The 1159-nt window shown below is 52.0% G+C and carries 1 pseudogene; it reads right to left on the bottom strand.

Annotation, left to right across the window (positions count from 1 at the left end):
• Nucleotides 1–188: 188 nt before the first annotated feature.
• A pseudogene (locus tag ACFW2W_RS17945) lies at nt 189–978 on the bottom strand (IS5 family transposase).
• Between the last annotated feature and the right edge of the window lie 181 nt (nt 979–1159).

Raw genomic sequence — 1159 nt, forward strand, 5'->3', positions numbered from 1 at the left:
GGTTTTTGTTCACCCAACTGACTTTACCAGCCGCTTAGAAATGAGTAGCAACTAAAGTCTTGCACTAAAGTGCAATGTGCCCTGTGAAACGGGTATAGCTTTGGACTAGCGTGCTGGAACAGTAAAGGACAAGAGACTTATGGGAAGCTGTACTAGTTTGGGGCGTTAAGCTAGAGGGTGTTTGAAAATTACTTTGACCTGAAAGCAGGGGTCGAACAACCCGCTAAGCGTTTGGTCATAAGGTCGACCATTGCCAGGTAGATGAAGGCTTCACTCGTTTCAGGTAGCACCTCATAGTCTTTGCTCAAGCGCCGATAGTTGCCCAGCCAGGCCAGTGTCCGCTCAACAATCCACCTTTGCGCTTGGAGCTGAAAGCCCTTAACGCCTTCAGGGCGCTTCACGATCTCAAGGCTGCGCTGGTACGTTTCTTCCACCCAGGCGCTGAAGTCCTGACCTCGGTACGCCTCATCGGCTTTGATAAGTCCTAGACGAGACAGCTTGCCGGACATGATTGCAAGCAGCTTTTTCAGCCCTGCTTGATCGGAAATGTTTGCCTTAGTCCTTAGTGACGACGACAGTGAGCAACAAGCCGAGCGTATCCACCAATAAATGGCGCTTGCGGCCAAAGTGCCCGCCGCTAGCGGGTATTGACCTTTTTACCGCCATCGTAGCCGTTACCCATATGAACTGTCCCCTTTACCGCCTGGCTGTCTGCAATACCGACGCTCGGGTTCTTCTTGCGACCCGCGCTTTCTTAACCGTTTACGCAAGCGCTTGTCGATTCTTTTCCATAAGTTTAGAGCCCGCCATTGAGCAAAGTGGTAGTAGACGCTCTGCCAAGCTGCTAAGTCACAGGGTAGGTCCCGCCAATGCACGCCGTTACGTAGCACGTACGTGATGGCTATTGACGACTTCCCGAAGAGGCAGCTCCAGCGGTCTACCTCGCAACTCTCGCCTGCTTAGGGCTTTTTGCAGCAGAGGCTAGAGTATCGCCCATTCTACATCGCTTGGGTCGGTAGTATATCCTTTCCTCAGGCTTTTATCACAAATGAGTCCAAATTGCTTAGAATAGCAGTCGAGATGGAAGAGATGATCAAGATTCCAAGCCCGCTACCATTTCTCAGTCGAGTTCGCGACCCCCGCCAGCCGGGCAAACGCG

The sequence above is a fragment of the Coleofasciculus sp. H7-2 genome, assembly GCF_042747725.1.
Taxonomy (GTDB): domain Bacteria; phylum Cyanobacteriota; class Cyanobacteriia; order Cyanobacteriales; family FACHB-T130; genus FACHB-T130.